The organism is Alcanivorax sp. HI0044 (assembly GCF_001634945.1).
The window spans coordinates 1-6,799 of the sequence record NZ_LWEZ01000964.1 but is presented as its reverse complement, the minus strand read 5'-3'; the positions used below and the strand labels follow the sequence as shown (position 1 = coordinate 6,799).

5 protein-coding genes are annotated in these 6,799 nt (G+C 61.9%); 1 reads left to right on the top strand and 4 read right to left on the bottom strand.

Annotated features, from left to right (window positions below):
• Positions 1 to 54 precede the first annotated feature (54 nt).
• From mutL to A3730_RS11335, 4 genes are all read right to left on the bottom strand, one after another.
• Positions 55 to 1,923, bottom strand: coding sequence for a DNA mismatch repair endonuclease MutL (gene mutL, locus A3730_RS11350; protein ID WP_063538091.1), 1,869 nt, complete (start codon positions 1,921 to 1,923; stop codon positions 55 to 57).
• A gap of 102 nt (positions 1,924 to 2,025) precedes the next feature.
• Positions 2,026 to 3,378, bottom strand: a complete 1,353-nt coding sequence (locus tag A3730_RS11345; protein WP_082872346.1) for an N-acetylmuramoyl-L-alanine amidase — start codon at positions 3,376 to 3,378, stop codon at positions 2,026 to 2,028.
• Positions 3,379 to 3,398: 20 nt separating this feature from the next.
• On the bottom strand, positions 3,399 to 3,827 hold the full coding sequence (gene tsaE / locus A3730_RS11340) for a tRNA (adenosine(37)-N6)-threonylcarbamoyltransferase complex ATPase subunit type 1 TsaE (protein ID WP_063520901.1): 429 nt from the start codon (positions 3,825 to 3,827) through the stop codon (positions 3,399 to 3,401).
• Positions 3,824 to 5,362 carry a bifunctional ADP-dependent NAD(P)H-hydrate dehydratase/NAD(P)H-hydrate epimerase gene (locus A3730_RS11335; RefSeq protein ID WP_063520900.1) on the bottom strand — a complete coding sequence of 513 codons (1,539 nt, stop codon included), beginning with the start codon at positions 5,360 to 5,362 and terminating at the stop codon, positions 3,824 to 3,826. Before A3730_RS11335 ends, tsaE begins: the two co-directional genes overlap by 4 nt.
• A 100-nt stretch (positions 5,363 to 5,462) precedes the next feature.
• Here A3730_RS11335 and queG point away from each other — a divergent pair, with 100 nt between their 5' ends.
• Positions 5,463 to 6,518 (top strand): tRNA epoxyqueuosine(34) reductase QueG, encoded by a 1,056-nt coding sequence (gene queG, locus A3730_RS11330; protein ID WP_063520899.1) that lies wholly within the window; start codon positions 5,463 to 5,465, stop codon positions 6,516 to 6,518.
• Positions 6,519 to 6,799: the final 281 nt, after the last annotated feature.

Sequence of the window (6,799 nt, the reverse complement as noted above, 5' to 3'; positions counted from 1 at the left end):
GCCGGACGCCCAACGTGAAATCGGCTCAGTCCGGCGTCTGGCGTCCGACGTTCATCACTGCCCCCGCATAAACAGGCGATCCAGATCCTTGATGCTCATCTGGGTCCAGGTGGGGCGGCCGTGGTTGCACTGGCCGGAGCGCTCTGTGGCCTCCATGTCGCGCAACAGGGCATTCATTTCCGGGATCGTCAGGCGACGATTGGCGCGCACACTGCCGTGGCAGGCCATGGTGGACAGCAGCTCATCCAGCTTCTGGGCAATACGTTCACTACTGCCTTGCGCCAACAAATCCGACAACACATCGCGAACCATGGATTCGCTGTCACCGTTGCGCAGCAAGGCCGGCACTTCGCGCACCACCAGGGTTTCCGGCCCGGCGCGCTCGACACCGAACCCCAGCCGGGAAAACACCTCCGGCTGCTGCTCGGCAAAATCCGCTTCACGGGACGACACCGCCAGCGACACCGGCACCAGCAATGGCTGGCTGCGCACCTTGTCGTCCGCCCAGCTCTGCTTGAGCCGCTCATAGGTAATCCGTTCGTGGGCGGCATGCATATCCACCACCACCATGCCCTGCTGGTTTTCCGCCAAAATAAAAATGCCGTGCAGCTGCGCCACCGCATAGCCCAGCGGCGGCACGGTTTCGTTGTCGCTGGCCGGCGGCATCACCGACGGCGCTGATTCTCTGACCTGCTGTCCCACCAGGGCCCCGTAGGCATCGGCCTGCCGCTGACCCTGGCCATAGCCAAACGCACCGCCGCCGGGCGGGTAGGCGTGGCCGGCCGGGCTAGACAGGGAAGACATCCCCGCACCCGCTGGCGCAGACAGCGACATATTGCCCTGACTGGGCGCCATGGCTGTATCCATGCCGGCGGCTGGCGCCCCTTCATCGACCACGGAACCGGCCAGCTCCTGCCCCGGACGTACCCCGGCAATGGCGCGATGCAATGAGCTATACAGAAAACCATGTACCATCCGTTGTTCGCGGAAACGCACTTCGTGTTTGGTGGGGTGAACGTTCACATCCACCATGGCCGGGTCCAGCTCCAGAAACAGTACATAGGCCGGGTGGCGGCCGTGGTAGAGCACATCCGCATACGCCTGGCGCACCGCATGGCTGACCACCTTGTCGCGAATCACCCGGCCATTCACATAGAAATATTGCAGGTCCGCCTGGGAGCGGGAAAACGTGGGCAGGCCCATCCAGCCGTGCAGACGCAAGCCATCGCGCTCCACGTCCACGGCCACCGCCTGCTCCATGAAACCCTTGCCACACAGCTTGGCCACCCGCGCCGCCCGCAGGGTGTCATCCAGCCCGGCGGGCAACTGGTGAATCACTTTCTGGTTATGGGTGAGACGAAACGCGGTATTGAATTCACTCAGGGCAATGCGCCGAAACACTTCTTCGAGATGATTGAATTCGGTTTTTTCGGTGCGCAGGAACCGGCGTCGGGCCGGGGTATTAAAAAACAGGTCACGCATGGTCACGGTGGTGCCACGGGGGTGCCCCGCCGGCGATACCGTCGGCGCCATATCGCGCCCTTCCACGGTCACTTGCCAGCCTTCCGCTTCGCCTTCCACGTTACTGGCCAGGCTCAATCGAGAGACGGAGCTGATCGCCGCCAGCGCTTCCCCGCGAAAGCCCAACGTGCCGATGGCTTCCAGATCATCGAGGCCGCGAATCTTGCTGGTGGCGTGCCGGGACAGGGCCAGCGGCAAATCATCACGTTCGATGCCGTTACCGTTATCGCGCACCCGCACCAGTTTCACCCCGCCCTGCTCCACATCCACGCTGATGGATTCCGAGCCGGCATCCAGCGCATTTTCCAGCAATTCCTTGAGCACAGACGCAGGACGTTCAACCACTTCACCGGCGGCAATCTGGTTAGCAAGGCGGGAATCAAGCAGCTGAATCTTGGACAAAACAAATCCTTTAGAAAGTTATCTGTCCCGACACACAACGCTCACCCGGCACGCCTGGCGTTTAGCGTGCCGACATGATGCGTGCTGCATGCCAGCGGAATATTATGAACGCGGAATTTTCAGTACCTGGCCGACCATGATCCGGTCACCATCCATACCGTTGGCCGAGCGGATAGACTGCTCGGAAACACTGTACTGCCGGGCAATTTCCGACAGTGTATCACCGGGCTGAATACGATACTCATCACCCTGCTCACGGCGCTGGGCCGCATACCAGCTATTGGGTGCCGGGTGGCTGCGGAAATAGGCGTCAATGCCGTTAAGCACCGAGCGTGCCAGCTTGGTCTGGTGCGCCGAGGAGCGCAAATTCCGCTCTTCGGTGGGGTTGGAGATAAAACCGGTTTCCACAAGGATGGAGACCATTTCCGGCTCTTTCAGCACCGCAAAGCCCGCTTGTTCCACTTTGTCGCGGTTACCATGCAGCTTGGTGACTTTACCCATTTCCAGCAGCACCTGGCGGCCCAGATAGAGACTGCCGGCCATGGAGCCGTTCATCTGTAGATCCGCCAGCACGCTGTATAACGAACTGTCGTCTTCCTCTTCTTCATACACCCCGGCTACGCGGTCAGACTCGTTGGCGATCTTGGCAAGATAGCGGGCCCGGGCACTGGTGGCCCCCCGGTTGGACAGGGCAAACACCGAGGCGCCATGGGCGCGGGCGTCGGTGAAGGCATCCGCGTGAATAGAGACAAACACATCCGCACCGTGTTTTTCCCGGGCGATCTTGCGGCGCTCGACCAGAGGCACGTAGTAATCGCCATCGCGCACCATCACCGCCCGCATGCCGGCCTTGTCATTAACCAGCGCTTCCAGCTTTTTGGCAATCTGCAGAACAATGGTCTTTTCATAGGTGCCACTGGGGCCGCGGGCACCCGGATCTTCCCCGCCGTGCCCCGCATCAATGGCCACAATCATCAACCGCTGCGCCTTGGGCTCTACCGGCTTTTGCGGCTTGGGCTTGTCGGTTTTGGCGGTTTGCAGTTCCTTGTCGAACAGGTCCACCACCAGCCGCCAGCCGTGGGGCTCAATGGGTTTGAGCAGATTGGTGCGGGTGCGCACGGACTCTTTCATGTCCAGCACCACCCGGGTTTTATCGGTGTGCTTGCCTACCCGGATATTGGCAATGGGGCTGCTGGCGTAATCCAGCGTTTTCACGTCGAAATCCAGCGCCGCGTCTTGCAGATCGAGCACAACACGATCCGGGTTGGCCAGCTTGTCGAGTTTGTGATCCACCGGCGCGGGCAAATCGAACACGATCCGGGTGTGGTCCGGCGCCCGGTGCAGGCGCACGGAATCGATGGTGGTCTGGGCAAGCGCCAGCGAACTCCAGCACAACGCTGCCAGAGTGAAGAAAAATACCGATACGGTTTTCTTGTTGTGAATGCGAGTCGTCATAAACGTTTAGTCATAGGCGTTTAGTCACCAACCCATTCCAGGGTCGCTTTTCTTCCGTGGCCATGCACGGCCAGTGTAATGGTCAAATCCGGCGTTGGCACCACTCCCGCGCCCCGCTCCGGCCATTCCAGCAAACACAGGGAGCCGGCATCGAAATAATCCCGCACGCCAATCAGCTCCAGTTCTTCCGGGTCGGCCAGGCGATACAGGTCAAAGTGATAGATATGGACGCCAGCAATCTCGTAGGGTTCCACAATGGTATAGGTCGGGCTCTTTACGGCCCCTTCATGCCCCAGGCCACGGAGCATACCGCGAACCAGGGTGGTTTTCCCCGCGCCCAGGTCACCTTCGAGATAAACGCAGCCGCCCGCCGCCAAGCGGTGGCCCAGATCAGCGCCCAATGACAAGGTTGCCGCTTCATCCGGCAAATCGTAAAACTCCTGGCTCATTGCTTGTCTGCCCCTTGCGGCAATTCATGGCCTTGCAGCCTGTGGTTCAATTGCTGGCGCAACGCCCCGAGCAAATCGGTAGCCAGCAAGCCCCGCTCACCCTGCGCCGCCGCACAGTGGTCCGCCGCCCGGGCGTGCACCATGGCACCCAGGCGAGCCGCATCAAACCCGCTCAGCCCCTGGGCCCGCAAGGCGGCAATCACCCCGGTGAGCACATCGCCCATGCCTCCGGACGCCATGCCCGGGTTGCCATCGCGAATCAGCGCCCGGCCCGGCCCGGCCTCTGCGGGCTCGCCCTGCACCAGGGTACCCAGCCCCTTGAGCAGCACGGTACCGCCATAGCGAGCAGACAGACTGTCCAATGCGGCAAACCGGTCCTGCTGAATGTCGCCAGCGGACACTCCCAACAGCCGGCCCGCTTCACCCGGGTGCGGAGTGAGCACCCAATCCGCCGTGCCGATATCCGCCTGCCCGGCGATCAGGGTCAGGGCATCCGCGTCCACCACCATCGGCTTGCCCGTTGCCAGTGCCGCATCCAGCAAGCCTCGGCCCCACGCATCCAGCCCCAACCCGGGGCCAATGGCAATCACCGTGGCCGCCTCCATCAGCGCAACAGCGTCTTCCGGGCGATCCACCCCGCGTACCATGATTTCCGGCTGGCGGATCAAAGCCACCGCCACATGGGCCGGGCGTGTAATCAACGACACCTTGCCAGCCCCGCAACGGGCGGCGGCCTGGGCACTCATGACCGGCGCGCCGGCAAAACCATGATCGCCACCGATCACCAGCACATGGCCGTAATGGCCCTTGTGGCCATCTACCCGGCGGGCGGGCAAACGGTGCTGTAGCGTCTCGGCGCCGGGGCTTAGGCAGTCCGGCTGCATCTGGGCGTAAATATCTCGCCCCACCTGCAAATCGAAAAAACGCAGCGCACCGCAATGCAACGGCCCTTCGCCGGTGAGCAGACCCCGTTTAAGACCAATAAAGGTACAGGTCATCTCCGCCTGCAATACTGGCCCCAGGGGCATGCCGCTGTCGGCGCTGAGCCCCGAAGGAATATCCAGCGCCAGCACCGGAAGCGACAACCCATTCAGGGCGCGCAACAACGCGGCCACGTCATCACGCAACGGACCTTTGAGGCCGGTGCCCAGCAGACCATCGACCAATAGGTCCGCAGAATGCGGCAGGTCGGCCTGGGTGAGCGGTTGCATGGGAATGCCGACGGCCTGACAGCGCCGGGCCATGGTCAGGGCATCGCCCTTGAGCTGATCCGGTGCAGTGGTAAACCAGATCTGCGACTGCAGGCCGGCCTCCGCCGCCAGCCGCGCCACCACATAGCCATCGCCACCGTTGTTGCCGCCGCCACACAATATCGCCAGCTTGCCGGCTTGGGGCCAGCGCTCGCAGAGGGCATCAAAGGCCGCCTGCCCGGCCCGCTCCATCAGCTCGGCGCCCGGGGTGCCGGCGGCAATGGCCAGTCGGTCCAGCTCGCGGGTCTGCGCCGCGGTGTATAAAGCAGCAGGTAGCTCGGTCACCTGTTATCCTTCGCGTTATTTCGTGCGCCTCCCGTTTACCGGGGCGCCACAACACATTTCCCGCCATTATACGCACGAGAGCCGGTTGCCCCGAAACGTCATGGATCTGAATCAACTGAAAGCCCAAATCCAGCAATGGGGCCGCGAACTCGGCTTCCAGCAAATCGGTATTGCCGATACGGATCTGCACGCCGAAGAAGCACAATTGAAAGCGTGGCTGGCGAAAGGGTATCAGGGGCAAATGGAGTGGATGTCAGCCCACGGCAACAAGCGCTTTCGCCCGGAGGAGCTGGAACCGGGCACCCTGCGGGTGATTTCCGCGCGCATGGATTACCTGCCCCCGGACACCCAGCCGGTGAAATTGCTGCAACAGAAAGACAAGGCCTATGTGTCCCGCTATGCGCTGGGCCGTGACTATCACAAGCTGATCCGCAAGCGCCTGGCAATTCTGGCCAGCCGCATTCGCGAGGCAGTTGCCGACAGTGAGCTGGCACGGGCCTTTGTGGACAGCGCCCCGGTAATGGAAAAACCGCTGGCGGCGAAAGCCGGGCTGGGCTGGCAGGGCAAGCACACCCTGGTGTTGAACCGGGAAGCGGGCAGCTGGTTTTTCCTGGGGGAAATCTACACCGACATTGCCTTGCCGGTGGACACCCCCGGCGATGACCATTGCGGCAAGTGTAAAGCCTGCATCACCGTCTGCCCCACCGATGCCATTGTGGCGCCGTACGAGCTGGATGCCCGACGTTGCATTTCCTACCTGACCATCGAACACGAAGGCAGCATTCCCGAAAACCTGCGCAAAGGCATCGGCAACCGTATTTTCGGCTGCGATGACTGCCAGCTCATGTGCCCCTGGAATCGTTTTGCCCAGCACACCGGCGAAACCGATTTCCACCCCCGCCACGGGCTCGGCGACAGCGACCTGGTCTCACTGTTTTCATGGAGCGAAGAGGAATTTCTGGAACGCACGGCGGGATCGGCGATTCGTCGTGCCGGGTATCTGAAATGGCTGCGCAATATTGCCGTGGCGCTGGGCAATGCGCCCACCACCGAGGACATCGTGCAGGCGTTGAACTCCCGGATGGATTACCCAGATGAAACCGTGCGCGAACATGTGTTGTGGGCGCTGGAGCAGCACAGCGCGGTCAATCCCTGACAACGCTTCGGCCAACTTTCGCGCTCACGCGCGGTTCGCACCTCGAGAGGTACTTGTATGTTTGAATGCTCTTCCTGCAACCATGCAGGACTTGCCGGGGTGGAGGGACCAAAGGAGCATCTGACCCAAGGGTACAGACGGTAGGAGATTTGGCCCCACCCCGCACCTATTCATACGCCGATAAAGAATCCATCGGCTGAGTTGCACCTCAGACCGACGATACCTAGCAAGCCAGCGTTCAGGTGCGCCCCGACAAGCATGTGTAACCTAGCGCAAGGGGC